Here is a 15,147-nt window from a genome sequence, read left to right on the forward strand (position 1 = left end):
AACCACAGGCCCAGTCAGCGCCCTGGAACAGCAGAGGCACAGCTCGTTCTTGCACGATTTTCCGCATCAAGACTTCAACAAGAAATCCACCCACCGTCCCCTATGGGGACACTTCAGAAGTAAGGAGGTCTTCTAATGGCCACACCGACAACATGGGACGGGCTATCTCCCAGGCACCACGCCGCGTTAGAGCTGGCACAGCTAGGATTCCGAGTCTTCCCACTCAATGGAAAACTCCCGATTCTCAAGGGATATCAGAACGAGGCCACCCGTGACCCGAACAAGATCAACTGGTGGTGGTACCAGATGCCCTTCTCCAATATCGGAGGGATGGTCTTCAACGGGCACATCGTAGTTGATATTGACCCTCGAAACGGAGGTGACGACACCTGGCAGGAACTCAACGAGGGTTGTGACCTCCCGACAACCCTCACTGCCCGCACAAGTCGAGGGGGACGCCACCTGTGGTTCAAGCTCCCCTACAACCTGCCTGTGCGAGGCAAAGCCGGCCCGGGAATCGATCTGAAGAACTCACGCCAGCTCACGGTCCTGCCCGGGTCAATCCATCCGACCACTGGAGAGGCGTACAGATGGGAAACTATGACACCAATAGCCATGCTCCCGGACCATCTGATCAGGACGGTGTTTAGGGCGAGCTGGAATCCAAAGAAGAGGGCACGCACCTTCGTAGGTAAGGAGGACAGGGCTTTGCTCCGGACGCTGACCGGTGCTCGGGAGGGAGAAAGAAACAACCTGCTCTTTTGGGTGGGTTGTCGGGTCTACGAGAAGGGTCTCAACCTCGACGAGGACCTGCTCGAAGTCGCACTAGATATCGGGCTCGACCTCCCCGAAATCGAGGGAACCCTTGAAAGCGCCCGACATGCGGTTTTGGGGGGCAGCCGATGATCTCCTTTGGTGACCATGAACCAGGCCCCGCACCGGAGGAACTGTCAATTGAACTAGAGGAAGAACAGGAACGTGAAGATCCGAACCAGCCGGTGGCGGTGAAGCTGATTCGCCTCGCGGAACAGCGCTTCCAGTTTGGGGTCACTCCATCCGGTGACCCGTTTGCCTACCAAGAAGACAAGCCACACCTGGTCCACATGTTCAGAGGAGGCCGTAGGGGGCTTCGGGCAGACCTGGCGCGTGCCTTCTTCGAAACGGAAGGACGAGTGGCTAATCAAGCAGCTCTCGCGGATTGCCTGGTGGTTCTGGAAGGTGTCGCAAGCGACGTCTCTCCGGAAGAACTCCACCTACGAGTAGCCGAGAAGGACGGGGCTGTCTACATCGACCGAGGTGACCCGGAAGGAACTGTCTTTCGGGTGGCCGGAGGAAAGTGGACAGCACAGACCACCGCTCCGGTGAAGTTCCATAGGACTGAGCTCACGTCGGAGCTTCCCGCACCGGGAGAGCACCCGGAGGGAGCCGTAGGGGTCAGGGATCTCTTCGGTCATCTCAATATCGTCGAGGAGGATCATCGTCCCGTTCTCGCCTGGCTGGTGGCGTCCCTCATCGCGCCCAATATCCCGCATCCAGTCCTGGCTCTCTTAGCCGAGCAGGGGACCGCCAAAAGCACGGCCACAAAGAGACTAGGGCAAATGGTTGACCCCTCCTCTGTGCAGAATCGGACAGCACCCCGCGGGGAAGAACAATGGGTGACAGCAGCGGCTGGTTCCTGGGTCGTCGGGATTGACAACGCCTCTTCCATCCAGCCCTGGTTCAGCGACGCTCTTTGCAGAGCAGTCACAGGCGACGGCGATGTGAAGAGGAGGCTCTACAGCGACGGCGACCTAGCAATCATCCGATTCCGTCGCTGCGTAATCCTCAACGGAATCGACATCGGGGCCCTGCGGGGCGATCTATCCGATAGGCTTCTCGCCGTTAACCTCCACATGATCCCTGAGGAGGAAAGAAGGCCCGAGGATCAACTGAACGCGGAATGGGACGAGAACTACCCGTACTTGTTCGGGGCTCTCCTGTCCTTTTCTGCTGAAGTCCACGAGCTTCTCCCGTCGATCAAGCTGGAGAAGATGCCCCGTATGGCCGACTTCGCTCGAATACTCGCCGCAGTCGATCAAGTCGCCGACAAGTGGGGGCTGCCCGGAGAATCTGGACTCGACCGGTTCACCCGCCGCGCAGAGGACTTGGCGAAGGACTCGCTGGCATCGAACGCCTTCATTATGGGGATTCTCGTAATCGCTGAAAAGAATGGTATCCGAGAGAAGACTTCGGCGGAGATCCTGAAGGAGGTGGAGCTCCACATGCAGCTCACCGAGGCGGACTGGCGGCGTCCTCAGCGTGGATGGCCGACGAGTCCGAAAGCCGTCACGGGTTTCTTGAAGCGGAACATTCCTCAAATGCGCAAGACTGGATGGCAGGTCTTCGATGATGAGGGTCGCAATAAGGACGGAACTATCAGGTGGACGATCGAGCTAGAGGAGGGGAGTAATCCTGCCCCGCCATCCCCGCCACCCCTGCTTTCACAGATGACTGAGGTGCAACACGACGGGTGATTCGTATGATGTCCTCTGCCCGACTCCAACCTTCCCCGCGAGGCGGGGAACCGAAGACGATGGCAGAGGATTGTCCCTTCCTATCACCCGCCTGATACCTCCCCCTTGACCAGTGGGTACAGATAAGCGGGGACGACGGGGATGAAAACACCCTCCTCTCTAGCTAGTGCCGAAGGTCGGAACCTTGCAAAATAGCAATCCACGTATCAGGATCATCATTTATTCAAATCCTGAGTTAAACCTCAGGACGTCGGACCCGGCGTCTTCGCTCACGTTCTGCTGCCGGAAGCACAGTCTCTACCTTGATGTTTAGGAGCCCCGGGCGGGTGCTCAGTCATGGTGTCCTTGTTACTGCAGTTGAAGCGCTGAACCCATAGACCCAGGTAAACTTTCAAGTTCTCAAGTGTCAAAATCACAGACGGACACATAGTGAAATGTCCTCCCCCAGGCCTCTTCTGAGGAGTCGCGCCAGCCTCCTATCCAGGAGGAGTACACGATCCTCGACTAGGGCGAGACACCTCACTGTGTCCCTAACGCGACTGCCAGGAGTCCCACCGCTCTACGCCCTGCTGTCGATGGAGTTGACGATGCGGACAGTCTCCACGGCCACCCGGGTGACCTTGCCGATGAGGTCAACGATGTAGCGAGGGTTGCCGACCTCATCCGCCCAGTCATTGGGGTCGTTGACGATGCCGGAGGCTTTGTCCGTCTTCACCTGGTAGCGGTCGATGATCCAGGCCAAAGCCGACCTGGATCCGAGCATGTACTCGTCTGCATCCAGGGGGATGCCGGCGATGGTGACCTTCGGGTTGTAGACCATCGTGGTGACGTCGTTGACGAGCTTCTTTGTCTCCGGGTCGCGCACCTTCGCCCACTTGAGCTTGCTCACCCTCCAGCTTTCCCGGTCCTCCGGGTCAACACCTGCCTTGAGCTGGATGTCCAGAGGCCAGGGCTCGACGTCCTCATAGCCGATGTGCAGCTCCATGAGTTCCCTGCCGGCCTTGACGAGCTGGTCGAAGCGTGCCCGGTCAGTTGGAGTCTCGATGTGGGGCAACATCTTCTTCAGGTCAGCAGCGTAGGCCTCCCGGTAGCCGGGGTCATGGAGCTGGCCATAGACGAAGTAAAAGATGTCGTCCTTGGTCACATCCTCCCCGAGTGCCTCCCGATAGAGGGCATGGATCTCGTCGGTGATGTTGTCGACTCGGCGGTACCCCTCGAGTACCTCGCCAGCAGTGCCCGGCGCGCCTGCTGTGACCTCACTGTTGCTGCCGAAGTCCAGTTCACCCTCCGGTGCCTCGACGGGCTCCCAAGTCCAGCGGGGGAAGAACAGGCCAGCATTCGAGCCCCACATGGCAAGATCGGGGAGGATATTTGTGGCCAGAGCCGAAAATGGTTTCGCGCTCCCAGGGTTCACCACATAGAACCCGATGTTGTTGTGGCGAAGGGTAGGGAACATTGAGGGGAGCTGATATTGCCTGTGCATCAACATTGGATTTCGGTAAAGGCGTTGGGGGAAAAATGGCCGATACAGGGAAACCGTGATGAAGGAATCTGACGATTCCAGTTTCGTGCCATTCTTGAGATGCCGATGCAAGATATCAGTCCATTTAATCTTGTCAGACTGGTTGAACTCAGGGTTCTCCTTAAGCCAGTCGATTATGGACCGGTTCGGATTCTTCGAGTATTCACCTTCTGCTTCTCGGTAGGTCTCGGAAAATCTTGACATTGACTCTTTTAGCCTAGGAGTAGAGGAGTTGTACACCCACGCATCGCGGCTTGTAGCCATGCCACTAGAAGAAAGCGAAAAGACCCCGAGTGATGAGTTGTTTTTGCTGAAAAGCGATGGCCATGTTTCGAAGTCCTCGGACCGCTGATTGGTCCAGTCACCGTACTGGTTTGGTGTGATCAATTCCCAGTCAATGCTCTCCATGGTGCTGTGGTCAACGATCTCCAGCTTCTCCTCAGCAGTGAGGTAGTCGCCGATGTCGCGGTAATGGATGGCACAGCCTGTCGCGCCGGGTTGTTTGACTCCGATGAAGATGGCGACCGTGTTCCGGCTCCCAGAACCGAACACCTTGCCGCCCTCCTTCCGGGACTGCTCCCCGGCGGTACGTTGGTTTCCCCGCAGGTTGAAGACGTAGATGTCGGAGTAGTCCTCGGCCAGGCTCAGGCGGACGCCGTCGGCAGTGTTGCCGTCGATCCATCCACCGTTGGACACGAACGCGACGACACCCTGGTTCCCGATACGGTCAGTGGCCCAGCGGAAGGCACGCAGGTAGGAGTCGTAAAGAGAGTTCTTTAGCTGGGCAGTAGATTTTTCCGCGAAAGTCTCCTCAATTTTTTTATCAAGCGTCGGATACTTGACGTTGGCATTGAGGTCATTGGCGCTGGTCTGCCCTTTGGAGTAGGGCGGGTTGCCGACGATGACATTGATCTTGGCGTCGAGCTGGCGCTTAATGCGCTGGTTGTTCTGCTTGAACACCTCGGAATCGAGCTTGTCTTCCTCCTCGGTGATCTGGAAGGTGTCCGCCAGCACGATTCCCTCAAAGGGCTCATATTCCGGCTTTTCTGTGTCCTCTCGAAGGGCCTTCTCGCCGAGCAGAGCGTGGTAGGTGGTCTCGATGTTGACGGCCGCCACGTAGTAGGCCAGCAGCATGATCTCAGTGGCATGCAGCTCGGAGGCGTACTTACGGGCCAGGTCCTCCGGTGTGATCAACCCGGACTGGAGGAGCCGAACCATGAAGGTGCCGGTGCCGGTGAAGGGGTCAAGGATATGGACGTCCTCGTCTGTCAGACCCCGACCAAAGTGTTTCCGGGAGACATGGTTTGCGGCTCGGAGGATGAAGTCGACAATCTCGATCGGGGTGTACACGATGCCCAGGGCTTCGGACTGCTTCTTGAACGCTTTTTGGAAGAAGCGCTCGTAGAGTTCCTTGATCACCGTCTGCTTGCCCGAGGCTGAGGTGACGTCGGCAGCGCGCATCCGTACCGAGTCGTAGAACTTCTCCAGCTTCTCCGTCTCAGCATCCAGCTGGGAGTCGTCGAGGACGTCCACCATGCGCTGCATGACCTTGGAGACCGGGTTGTGGGAGGCGAACTCGTGCTCAGAGAACAAGGCATCGAAGACGGGAGAGGTAATCAGATGCTGGGAGAGCATCGACACCGCCTCATCCCGGGTGATCGAGTCATTGAGATTGCCACGCAGCCCCTCCACGAAGCGCTCGAACTCCTCCATCACGGTGGAATCCGCGCCATCAAGCAAGGAGGTTATGCGGGTGATCTGAGCCTGGGCGATGTCGGCGACATCATCAGCCCAATCCTCCCAGTAGGTGCGGGTGCCGACCTTGTCGACCAGCTTGGTGTAGAGCGCCTCCTGCCAGGCCTCCAGTGAAAACAGCACCATCTGGGTGACCTCGTTGTCCCGCTCGTCGGCGGGTTGGTCAGACGGGCCTGGAGTGACGGGCTCGACAATGACGGGGAGATCGCTCGGACTGCCCTCATTGAGGGCGATGGAGTTGATCTTCGCGTTGAACCGGTCATCATGGGCACGCAGAGCATTGAGGATCTGCCACACCACCCGGAAGCGCTTGTTGTCATTGAGCACGGTCGAGGGTTCCGCGCCGGGTGGGACGGCCACCGGCAGGATGATGTATCCGTAGTCCTTGCCCTCGGCCTTTCTCATCACCCGTCCCACAGACTGGACGACATCGACCATGGAGTTACGGGGGTTGAAGAAGACCACCGCGTCCAAGGCTGGCACGTCCACACCCTCCGACAGGCACCGGGCATTGGTGAGCATGCGGGTCTCGGTGTCCGGAACCGGGGCTTCCAACCAGGTGAGCAGGGATTCGCGCTGCATGGCGTTCATGGTGCCGTCGACATGGTTGGCGGCGATAGAGACATTGACGTTGTGGAGGGAGACGTCGTTGGTGGCGGCCGCCTCGTTCAGGGAGTCGACGTGGTTGGCGATGAGGGTGGGGAAGGCGTCGGTGATCTGCTTGGAGGTCTTGATGTCTCGTGCGAAGGCCACCGTGCGCTGCATCGGGGCAGCACCGTGTTCGAAACCAGACTTGGTGCCCTGCTCCCGTCCAGAGCGTTTGGTCAGGCCATTCCAGGTACCAATCATGGCTGAGGCCAGATCGAGGGTCAGCTCTTGTCCTGGTTGTGGGGTGAACCGGGCCAGGGTGTCAGAGGCCAACTGCTCATCGACGGTCATGACCAGGACCTTGTAGTCGGTGAGCAGACCCCGCTCAACGGCCTCACCGAAGCCGAGGCGGTGGAACTCCGGTCCGTAGATGGCCTCATCGTCCATGGAGACCAGTTCGGCGGAGTGCTCGGCGGCCTTGCCCTTGATCTGATCGTCGAACAACCTCGGGGTGGCGGTCATGTACAACCGCTTGGCGGCCTTGATGTAATCGGCGTCGTGGATGCGCACGAAGTGACTGGCGTCGTCGCCTGCCAGGGTGACACCGGTGGTGCGGTGCGCTTCATCGCAGATGACCAGATCAAAGTCCTCCAGACCCTGCTGCTGGGCCTCGTGGATGGCTGGTAGGGACTGGTAGGTGGAGAACACTACTGTCAGTCCTGCAGCGCGTTTGCTGCGTCCGAGACGCTCGGCAATGTCCTTGCCGTTGGTCGAGACCGGCACTTCCAGGTCATAGGAGGCGATGTCTTCTGCACCCCGGGAGACCTTGGTGTCGGAGCACACCGCATAGGAGCGCAAGTCCACCTGGGTCTGCGCGGTCCACTCCTTCAGAGTCTGAGACAGCAGAGCAATCGAGGGCACCAGAAACAGCACGCGAGCCCGGCCACCATTGTTCTCAGCCACACGTTCAGCCAGGCGAAGGGCAGTGAAAGTTTTCCCCGTACCACACGCCATGATGAGTTTGCCTCGGTCGTGGGTCTCAAAGCCCTCGATTGCCTTGGAGATGGCCGTCTCCTGGTGCGGGCGGGGCTCAAAGGTTTCCTTGCGTTCTAAGTTGATGGTCAGCTCGGAACCGGGGTAGGCGATGTCCCAGTTGATGGGGGACTCGGCGATGGCTCCTAGACCAATCCTGTTGGTGGGGATGACCTGGTTGTCCATCATGGCCTCGGCATTCGACGACCATTTGTCGGTGGTGGAGATGATCAACCGGTTGGCGAACGAGTCGGTGCCCTCTTCGGTGAGGAAGCTTCGCCCCGAGGCCTCGAAGAAGGAGTCGAGGTGGCGTTTCTGCAGGCTGGTCGAGGGGAGGTAGAACTTGCACTGGATGGCCGTCCAGCGTCCATCCTCACGCCGGCGGGCCACCAGGTCGATGCCGGTGTCGGCCTTGCCTCCGTTGTACTTCCAATCGCCCCATCGGTAGACCTCGTCATACTGCTGCGACAAGGTGGGGTCCTGCTTGATGAAGTTGACCATGAGCTTTTCGAACGCCAGACCCTGGTGGGCCTGGGTGGGAAGTTCACGAAGAGCAACAACAGCATCAACAATGGTGGACATGGAACCCATTGTGCCCGAGCCGAGGTGCCTCCTCCCCAATTGACCGCTGTTTGGAGCCCCCGGTGGGGTTAGTTCGCCGCTGTCTGGCCCTGCTCCCAATCCCCGAAGGGCTGTCCTGATTCCGTCCTCCATGTGGTTCGTCCATTAGCACTAGCCCGGCCATAGACAATTGAGGCGGCCGCTGAGGGGGAGGTAAAGACAAAGTCCTTCGACAGCGTGACCAGACCCGGTGTGGGACCCGGCACCGAGATCTCCAAGACCTTGGCGTGCTGGGCCTCACGGACGATGAATTGCTTTCTTGTGGAGTCAGCCATGTGCGGGTTGTCTTTCATCGCGCTGGGAATCACCGATCCCTGCAACAGGGTGAACTCACCATCGATGATCTGGGCTTGGGCATCGCTACCCTCCCTCGTCTTCATATAAAAGACCGGACTATCCGAGGACTCAGCGATCTCATCCGACACTGAGGAACTAATCGAGGTTGCAGCCTCTTCGGGTATACCCGGCGCGACAGGAAAAGGTTGTCCTTGGGTGGAGCGTCCCCGGAAGATATCGAATCCGAGAACCGGCATGAGAATCCGGATCTGACTGATGAAGTACTGCATATCCGACTGATCAGCCTCAGGAAGCGCTGCACCACCGGTGGGGTCGTTTCCGTTGAGTAGGGATACCCGGCCGATCGACTTGGCGAGCTTGATCAGCTCAGATTCGAGGTATCGCGCGTGGGCCTTGGTGAGGTTCATGTCCTTGGAAGTGATGATGACGACGTCTTCCCAGAAATCCTTGTTGGCGTTGTGGTTCTCTAATCGTTTGACCACGTTGTCGCCTTCACCGATGTATGCGGCTGGCTCTCCTTCCTCGTTGGTGCCGAAGAGGACATAGACACCGGTTCGTTGGGCTTCCTCGCGGGTCTTGATTCTGCCCAAGTCCTTGCGTCGGGCCCGGAGCATGTGGCCGGTCCAGTTGAGGATCTCCGCTGTCATCAGGCCACCGACGGTGCCGTCGACGAGGAAGAGACGGACTTGCTTGCCATTCATGCAGATTCCTTCAGCTTCTACCGTCAGCCCTTTCCCGAGGCTGATTTCCCACAGCGCCAGCAGGGACGGGAGACCGCCTCACCCTGGTCAGCTAACTTGTTGTTCCAGCCTATCGGGCCGGAAGGGACTACAGGGCCGTCCACGTAGGGCACTGGCCTGGAAACCAGAGGACTCCTGGAGGACATAGGGTGGAGATGACTGAGTTCCTGCCCTGAGAGCGTGACTGGAGGGTTCTGCCATGGACGTATCGCCGGAGGAGCTGTCGACCGCCCTGGCGGCTCTGGGGCGACCGGAGGAGGCTGTCTCCCCTGACACCGTTTGGGGGCAGACAGAGATCTTTTATCCGGAACGCTGGACGAAAAGATGGCCTAAGGACCTTCCTCTCCCAGGGTTCTTGAAGAGGCCGGAGCCGGCTCTTTCGGTCTCCCGACAGAGACTGTTCGAGTTCGGGGAATCCATGGATACGGAAGAGGACGCCGTGAATTTCTACGTCGCAGTGTGCTCCTGGGGGGCTGGTATTGACGCTCAGCAAACCTATCGGTGTGTCCAGCCTCTTCACCAACCCGGCGCGCCTGGGAAGCTGCTGGAGGGGTTGAAGGTCGCCTCCACCGGGTCTGCAGACGAGGGGTACTTCACGTTCAACAACTACAGCCAGGCAAGGATCAAGTACCTTGGCCCGGCGTTCTTCACCAAGCTGCTCTACTTTGCCGCTGGTCGACCTACCCCGGCTGATACCCGCCATCCCCTTATCCTGGATAGGAGAGTGGCTGTCGCCCTGGGATGGACAAAGACCTCCGGATGGCGGACCTCCGAGTACTCCCAATACCTGGACCTGGTGGAGAAGCTCCATGAGTGCTGGCGTCCGGACCTGCCCACTGATGTCATCGAGTACACCCTCTTCCAGGCAGGACGCGCTCCGGACGCGCCCAGCATCTAGAGGACCGGACCTCTCACAGCATCGGGGTTGACGAAGTTCGGCCATTGATCCGGGGTCCCGGAGTAACAGACCTCGCCGTACTAAGCCCCAGGGTCCATGTAGGTGGCCGTGGGAGAGGCCGGCTGAACTGAGGGAGCTAATGGAGCCGCTGATTCGACGGCGGTCGGGCCGGGTTCTTGTGCCGGTTCGGTAGTGGAGGCCTCCGGCACATGGGCCTCACTGCTTGGGGGAGCCGACGAAGAAGTTGAAGCGCTGCTGGTTGTGGAGGACCGCGCCGGCCACACGGAGGCCCGCATCACGCCGCACTACGACAGAAACTGGATCATCACTACCCTCGCCGAGGCAGGCATGACGCCGGTGGCGATCGGCCAGATCCTCGGCCAGCGCGACCTCAAAACCATCACCGAGGTCTACATGCGCGCTACGCAGGCCAAGACGACGTCCATCCTCGCCGAGGTCGGCAAGACCCTCGACAAGTCCGCCAAGGACGAGCTCAAAGCAAAGCGCCGCGAGAAGGATCACCAGCGGAAGACCAGCTAGAGGGCAGGGTAGCCGGTTTTTAGTAAGAAAATGATGGGCGAGCCAAGGATCCAGTGCCGAACACTAATCGGCGAAGAACATGGAGCTCTGCTCGCCCTCTACCAGTGGCTCGATCTCGACGATCTCGAACGATCGGCTCGGCTCAGCACCATCCTCAACAGGAGATTCCTCGACCCGCAGCTTCGCCGTAAAGCGCTTGCCGGTGGCGAAGGACACCTTGCTGTCGACAACTTCGTCCGCGAAGTCAGTGTCCAAGAGTGCCGCATTAATCGAACCGTACTGCGTATGGAGCAGTCCCCACTTGCGCTTGAGGGGCTTGCTGATCTGGGGAGTGCCGATCTCCACAACGGCGTCTTCGTAGCGCACTATGGGCTGGAGCATCGGCTCAAACTCCGTGATCTTCTCAGCCTCAGTCTCCGAGACAGAGACTAAGTCAGCTCCTTGCTTGTCGAAGAAGGTGACCTCCTCGATGCCGTCTTCTGTCAACGGCTTCACAACTCGACCGACATTCTGACGAAAGTTCCTGCGATTCCGAAGATCTTCGACATGCTGAGCAAGAAGCTCATCACCTAGTTCAGTAACGAGCTCATCACGCGAGGGGCGTCTGCCGGTGGCAGCCTCTCGCTTAAACATGCTGATTGCGAGGGTGACGAGGGCGACAATGCCTCCGCCGATGCCCGCGGCATTCGCGAGGGCAGTGGACCTGTTGCCAGTGAAAAGGTTGACCGCTTCCTCAATCAGCGAAAGGTCGACACCTAGAGCAACCTCAAATGATCCGGGGCGGACCTCCTGGACCTTCACGGTCGGGAAGGAGTCATCCATCGGAGAGATGACGGAGTACGCCTCACGGAAAATCTCGCCCATACCAAGCAGCGCTGGCCCCAGGACGGAGACATCCATGGTGTGGTCGTCCACGGCGGGGCCACTGTATCGGGCAGAGAATTCGTCAATCTTCACGAAACTCATGTTATCGGTCTCCCGGAGGGCCAGTGTCCACTATCCCCCGATTCTACCGTCGACGAGACAAGCAAACGAGCGGGCATTAACCTCACGTGTGCCAGGCGGCCCCCGCGCCGGGCATGACAGAAGCCCCGCACCACCATTCCCCCGAAAGTGGTGCGGGGCTTTTTGTGGTCAACGACTACCTCTCCACGATTTCCGCGACCCTCGCGCAATATTCCGGGTCGGTGATGGTTCCGAGCTGGCAACCGTGGTGGCCCTGAATCTCGCCTGAACTTGGGTTTCGGTTTCCGTTTTCATCGGTCCCATACCCGCAAAGGTAGGCCGGGCACGTGCCGCCATCCGCGTAGGGAACCTGGGATGCTGGATATCCGCCGGGGTACATTTCGTCGTAAGAAGGCTCACCGCCCAGATTGGCCGAGGTGCAGTCGGCGGGGTCGAACACGAAGGCGTCTGTGGCGGGGCACTGGTAATCCCCGCGTCCTTCTATGCCTTGCTGGTAGCAGTCTTCCGAGTGGGCGGTGGAGCCATCGGACCACAGGGCAGGACCAGGTGTGCCGAATAGGCATTCAACGACGTAGATCGAGGATTCTTCTGTCGGAGCCACGTAGTCGGCGGTAGGTTCCGGTGTGTTGACCGCTACGGCTTGCTCCGTGGTGGTCTCTGAGGAGTGCTCGGCGGTGCTTGTCGCTGTGGTGGTTGCTGTAGTAGATGACGTTTCTGCTGTTGTAGTCGAGGTGACCGGTTCCGGGGTCGGGGTCTCGGTCGATGTATTGCTGGAGCAGCCGGCAAGAGTCAGCGCCAGGGCGATGAGAACTCCGGGGATAAGTCTCTTCACAAGCATGTCCTCTCGTGGAGTCCGCGCCAGACGCGGATCATGTGGTTGGTGACGCCGAGCTCGCGGGTGAGAGCGCCTTCATGGGATCTTGCCAGGCTCTCGGCAGACTCGTAGTCCTCGGGGGTAATCAGAAGTCAGGCGGCGAGCCCATCGGCCCGGCGCGCCGGGCAAGTGATGGTGTCACTCTTTGGCGTGGATGATCATCACATCGAGGTCAGTAGAGCCGAGTCAGGCGGCAGCAAGGGCCGCGAGGTCCTCGTCATCCTGGACCTTAAGGTGCTCCAGGAGCTGCTGGGTGAGGTCGGTGTAGGTGTGGCCTATGAAGATGTGGTCGTCAGTGTCGAGAAGGATCATGCCTTATTAGACTCCGCCGAAAGGCTGAAGGTTCCCCGAACTAGCCAGAGCGAAGAGCTCCAGTCAGGGTGACGAGGGAGGCTGATTGGGGAGAGATACTGGGTAAGGGGCTGATCTTTGAAGAGAGGCCGCGTTGGCTTCCACGATTTCCCACGATTTCCCACGATCCACGAGGCAACATCAGGTCCCCCTAGGTCCCACCAGGTTGCGCACAAAAAGAAAGAAAACCCCTTGACCTGCAATAACTGCAGGCCGAGGGGTTATTCTTAAGTGCCCCAGAGAGGAATCGAACCTCCGACACCGGCTTTAGGAGAGCCGTGCTCTATCCACTGAGCTACTGGGGCGGGAATGCCGTTCTAATTTATCGTATAGCTGCATCCCCGAGCTAACTGGGGTCCGGTTGTCTGCTTAACCCCCAAACCCCCGGGGGACACCAGGAATGGGTTCACCAGATCAAACAAACTAAGCTGAAATTAAGAGCATCCGGACATTCCTAGCTTCGGATCACCCGCATAGAATCCAGGGGAGCTGACATGGATTATCACAAGCCTACCTTCCTCGACATCCAGCGCAGGGAGATTGTCGCCCGCATCGTGGAAAAGGACGAGATCCCCGCTCTGTCGATCGATCAGATCCAGGAAGATGGCTCCCTCAAGCGCCTGCTGTTGCTGAACAGTGTTGATGCCCAGCAGCTGACCAGTGTCTGCGAGATCTACCTCAAGCAGGTCTACTCTTCCGAGCTCAGCGGCAAGCATGTCGGACTTTCTCCGAAGGAGATGCTCGCCCTCTTCAGCGAGACCGACTAAAAGGCGGAATGGCGCAGCGTGGGGTCCCGCTGAAGGGGCGGTAGTAGCTTAGGCGCTCAGTTCAGCGTGCTTGCCGCGCACGTCCCCGGCTGGCGGGTTGGTGGCGTGGGTGCCATCGGAGTAGCGGACGGTGGGAACCACACGGTTTCCTTCGTTCACGGACTCCACCCAGGTGGCAGCCTCGGTGTCCTCATCAACATTGATGAGGGTGTAAGGGGTTTCGGTGCGATCGAGGTTGGAGATCAACTTTTTGCAGAAGGGGCACCAGTCGGTCATGTAGATGGTCACCGGGTCACTCATGGATCAACCTGTCTTTCTTTCGTGGCGCTGGAAGCGATATCTCACTCCGGTGCCTTCATCGTTGTGGTCATCTTCAACCTTAAGCTTTCCGGCGGCGGAGGTCAGCCATCCGGTGTCCGAGACGACCTCGAAGTCGGCCGGGATCTCGGGGGCGAGCACCGCGGCGTCGCCAAGCAGGCCGCGCAGTTCCTTGTCGATGATGGTGACCTCCAGGACGGAGACGTCGTCAAGCGTGGCGGCGTAGACGCTGCCCCCGCCCATGATCCAGGCATCCTCCAGCGGGGGAACCGCGGTGATCACCTCAGCACCGGCCGACCATTGCCCGGGGGGCCGGGAGGAGAGGATGAGGTTCTCGCGTCCCGGCAGGGGGCGGAAGCGCTCGGGGAGAGATTCCCAGGTGCGTCGGCCCATGATCACCGGGTGTTTGAGGGTGATGTCCTTGAAGTGGGCTAGATCCTCCGGGATGTGCCAGGGCATGTCGAGGCCGTCACCGATCACCCCGTCCCGGGACTGCGCCCAGATTGAGCCCCTCATTAGACGGAGACCTTGCCCTTGATCAGGGGGTGGGGGTCATAACCGATGATCTCGATGTCCTCGAAGCCATAGTCGAAGAGGGAGTCGGCCTTGTTCAGTTTCAGCTGCGGGTAGGGGCGGGGCTCCCGGCTGAGCTGCTCAGTGACCTGTTCCAGGTGGTTGTCGTAGATGTGGCAGTCACCGCCGGTCCAGATGAACTCCCCGACCTCCAGACCAGCCTGCTGGGCGAACATGTGGGTCAGCAGGGCGTAGGAGGCGATGTTGAAGGGCACCCCCAGGAACATGTCGGCGCTGCGCTGGTACAGCTGGCATGAGAGCTTGCCATCCGCAACATAGAGCTGGAAGAGCAGGTGGCAGGGCGGCAGTGCCATGTTCTCCAGCTCGGAGACATTCCAGGCGGAGACGATGTTGCGGCGGGAGTCCGGGTTATTCTTCAGGGTCTCCAGGGCACCACTGATCTGGTCGATGTGGCGACCGTCCGGGGTGGGCCAGCTACGCCACTGCACCCCGTAGACGGGGCCGAGTTCACCATCCTCGCCGGCCCATTCATTCCAGATGCGGATACCGTTATCCTGCAGCCAGCGGACATTGGAGTCACCGCGCAGGAACCACAGCAGCTCACCGACCACGGACTTGAGGTGAACCTTCTTGGTGGTCAACAGGGGAAAGGAGTCCGCCAGGTTATAGCGGAGCTGGCGGCCGAAGAGGCTGGTGGTGCCGGTGCCGGTGCGGTCGCCCTTCTGGGCGCCCTCGGCGAGGATCTCACGCAGCAGATCCTCGTATGGGGTGGGGATGGAATTCGCGACGCTCATGGCCCCTACCTTAGGGACTTTCCGGCGGCTGAGAAAC

The 15,147-nt window shown here is 59.5% G+C and carries 13 protein-coding genes and 1 tRNA gene; 6 read left to right on the forward strand and 8 right to left on the reverse strand.

From position 1 onward, the window contains the following. Nucleotides 1–135: 135 nt before the first annotated feature. Nucleotides 136–906, forward strand: coding sequence for a bifunctional DNA primase/polymerase (locus COCCU_RS03780; RefSeq protein ID WP_156230290.1), 771 nt, complete (start codon nucleotides 136–138; stop codon nucleotides 904–906). Beyond that, nucleotides 903–2,513, forward strand: a complete 1,611-nt coding sequence (locus COCCU_RS03785) for an ATP-binding protein (RefSeq protein WP_156230291.1) — start codon at nucleotides 903–905, stop codon at nucleotides 2,511–2,513. The genes COCCU_RS03780 and COCCU_RS03785 overlap by 4 nt, the downstream gene beginning before the upstream one ends. 559 nt (nucleotides 2,514–3,072) lie before the next feature. Here COCCU_RS03785 and COCCU_RS03790 read toward each other — a convergent pair. Next, nucleotides 3,073–7,992: a DEAD/DEAH box helicase gene (locus tag COCCU_RS03790; protein ID WP_156230292.1), complete on the reverse strand. Its 4,920-nt coding sequence runs from the start codon at nucleotides 7,990–7,992 to the stop codon at nucleotides 3,073–3,075. 68 nt (nucleotides 7,993–8,060) lie between these two features. Beyond that, nucleotides 8,061–9,029, reverse strand: a complete 969-nt coding sequence (locus COCCU_RS03795; protein WP_156230293.1) for a GIY-YIG nuclease family protein — start codon at nucleotides 9,027–9,029, stop codon at nucleotides 8,061–8,063. A 238-nt stretch (nucleotides 9,030–9,267) separates the two neighbouring features. Between COCCU_RS03795 and COCCU_RS03800 the strand changes: the two genes are divergently transcribed. Together COCCU_RS03800 and COCCU_RS03805 are read left to right on the forward strand one after the other, a co-directional pair. Further along, nucleotides 9,268–9,966: an 8-oxoguanine DNA glycosylase OGG fold protein gene (locus COCCU_RS03800; RefSeq protein WP_156230294.1), complete on the forward strand. Its 699-nt coding sequence runs from the start codon at nucleotides 9,268–9,270 to the stop codon at nucleotides 9,964–9,966. 192 nt (nucleotides 9,967–10,158) lie between these two features. After that, nucleotides 10,159–10,506 (forward strand): site-specific integrase, encoded by a 348-nt coding sequence (locus COCCU_RS03805; RefSeq protein WP_156230295.1) that lies wholly within the window; start codon nucleotides 10,159–10,161, stop codon nucleotides 10,504–10,506. Between the two features lie 63 nt (nucleotides 10,507–10,569). Here the strand turns inward: COCCU_RS03805 and COCCU_RS03810 are convergent, their stop codons facing one another. Both COCCU_RS03810 and COCCU_RS03815 read right to left on the reverse strand, forming a co-directional pair. Further along, nucleotides 10,570–11,463 (reverse strand): hypothetical protein, encoded by an 894-nt coding sequence (locus COCCU_RS03810; protein WP_156230296.1) that lies wholly within the window; start codon nucleotides 11,461–11,463, stop codon nucleotides 10,570–10,572. 184 nt (nucleotides 11,464–11,647) lie between these two features. After that, entirely contained in the window at nucleotides 11,648–12,310 is a 663-nt protein-coding gene (locus COCCU_RS03815; RefSeq protein ID WP_231598851.1) for a hypothetical protein, read from the reverse strand. Between the two features lie 186 nt (nucleotides 12,311–12,496). On the opposite strand from COCCU_RS03815, the gene COCCU_RS03820 reads away from it, so the two are divergent. After that, nucleotides 12,497–12,730, forward strand: a complete 234-nt coding sequence (locus COCCU_RS03820) for a hypothetical protein (protein WP_156230297.1) — start codon at nucleotides 12,497–12,499, stop codon at nucleotides 12,728–12,730. Nucleotides 12,731–12,929: 199 nt separating this feature from the next. On the opposite strand, the gene COCCU_RS03825 is transcribed toward COCCU_RS03820, so the two are convergent. Continuing rightward, a tRNA-Arg gene (locus tag COCCU_RS03825) sits at nucleotides 12,930–13,002 on the reverse strand. Between the two features lie 189 nt (nucleotides 13,003–13,191). Here COCCU_RS03825 and COCCU_RS03830 point away from each other — a divergent pair. After that, entirely contained in the window at nucleotides 13,192–13,464 is a 273-nt protein-coding gene (locus COCCU_RS03830; RefSeq protein ID WP_156230298.1) for a hypothetical protein, read from the forward strand. A gap of 48 nt (nucleotides 13,465–13,512) precedes the next feature. Here COCCU_RS03830 and COCCU_RS03835 read toward each other — a convergent pair whose 3' ends face one another. The 3 genes from COCCU_RS03835 to COCCU_RS03845 are packed head-to-tail and all read right to left on the reverse strand — an operon-like array spanning nucleotide 13,513 to nucleotide 15,110. Beyond that, the gene (locus COCCU_RS03835) at nucleotides 13,513–13,764 is read right to left on the reverse strand and encodes a mycoredoxin (RefSeq protein WP_156230299.1); all 252 of its coding nucleotides are present in this window, start codon (nucleotides 13,762–13,764) and stop codon (nucleotides 13,513–13,515) included. Between the two features lie 3 nt (nucleotides 13,765–13,767). After that, nucleotides 13,768–14,298: a dihydrofolate reductase gene (locus COCCU_RS03840; protein ID WP_156230300.1), complete on the reverse strand. Its 531-nt coding sequence runs from the start codon at nucleotides 14,296–14,298 to the stop codon at nucleotides 13,768–13,770. After that, on the reverse strand, nucleotides 14,298–15,110 hold the full coding sequence (locus COCCU_RS03845) for a thymidylate synthase (protein WP_156230301.1): 813 nt from the start codon (nucleotides 15,108–15,110) through the stop codon (nucleotides 14,298–14,300). The genes COCCU_RS03840 and COCCU_RS03845 overlap by 1 nt, the downstream gene beginning before the upstream one ends. Nucleotides 15,111–15,147 lie beyond the last annotated feature (37 nt).

Origin of the sequence: Corynebacterium occultum, assembly GCF_009734425.1 — a bacterium.
Lineage (GTDB): Bacteria > Actinomycetota > Actinomycetes > Mycobacteriales > Mycobacteriaceae > Corynebacterium > Corynebacterium occultum.

Coding starts and splice junctions, on each gene's coding strand:
- COCCU_RS03780 (WP_156230290.1), top strand. CDS start 136: ATGGCCACACCGACAACATGGGACGGGCTATCTCCCAGGCACCACGCC.
- COCCU_RS03785 (WP_156230291.1), top strand. CDS start 903: ATGATCTCCTTTGGTGACCATGAACCAGGCCCCGCACCGGAGGAACTG.
- COCCU_RS03790 (WP_156230292.1), bottom strand. CDS start 7,992: ATGTCCACCATTGTTGATGCTGTTGTTGCTCTTCGTGAACTTCCCACC.
- COCCU_RS03795 (WP_156230293.1), bottom strand. CDS start 9,029: ATGAATGGCAAGCAAGTCCGTCTCTTCCTCGTCGACGGCACCGTCGGT.
- COCCU_RS03800 (WP_156230294.1), top strand. CDS start 9,268: ATGGACGTATCGCCGGAGGAGCTGTCGACCGCCCTGGCGGCTCTGGGG.
- COCCU_RS03815 (WP_231598851.1), bottom strand. CDS start 12,310: ATGCTTGTGAAGAGACTTATCCCCGGAGTTCTCATCGCCCTGGCGCTG.
- COCCU_RS03830 (WP_156230298.1), top strand. CDS start 13,192: ATGGATTATCACAAGCCTACCTTCCTCGACATCCAGCGCAGGGAGATT.
- COCCU_RS03835 (WP_156230299.1), bottom strand. CDS start 13,764: ATGAGTGACCCGGTGACCATCTACATGACCGACTGGTGCCCCTTCTGC.
- COCCU_RS03840 (WP_156230300.1), bottom strand. CDS start 14,298: ATGAGGGGCTCAATCTGGGCGCAGTCCCGGGACGGGGTGATCGGTGAC.
- COCCU_RS03845 (WP_156230301.1), bottom strand. CDS start 15,110: ATGAGCGTCGCGAATTCCATCCCCACCCCATACGAGGATCTGCTGCGT.